General features: G+C 74.2%; 1 pseudogene. It reads right to left on the bottom strand.

From position 1 onward, the window contains the following. Positions 1-318, bottom strand: a pseudogene (locus tag IF47_RS28475) (protein phosphatase); the annotation flags it as partial.

Raw genomic sequence — 318 nt, 5'->3', positions numbered from 1 at the left:
CGCCACTGCTCGGGAGGCTCCCCGATCAGCAGGTACCGCCGGGAGTCCGAGGCGAAGTCCTCCAGCCAGCGCGGCTCGCCCGCCCGCAGCGCGTCCAGCTCCGCGATCCCGGTCAGCGGCGGCACCTGGCTCCATTGGGCGGCCAGCTTGTCCTCGATGCCGGCGTGCCCGATCAGTTCGAGGCCGCCGTCGGGCCTGCGGGCGTAGAGCATGATCGCGTCCGCCGCCAGGTCCGGCGCGAGGTGCTCCAGCAGACACCGGGCGAGGTCGTGCGGTGTCGTCACCCGAACGAGGGTCTGGCCGAGGCGGGCCAGGGCG

This window comes from Streptomyces megasporus, assembly GCF_000718985.1.
GTDB classification, from domain to species: Bacteria; Actinomycetota; Actinomycetes; order Streptomycetales; family Streptomycetaceae; genus Streptomyces; species Streptomyces megasporus.
Note: the sequence above shows the minus strand (reverse complement) of the source record. Positions and strands in the feature narration are given on the sequence as shown.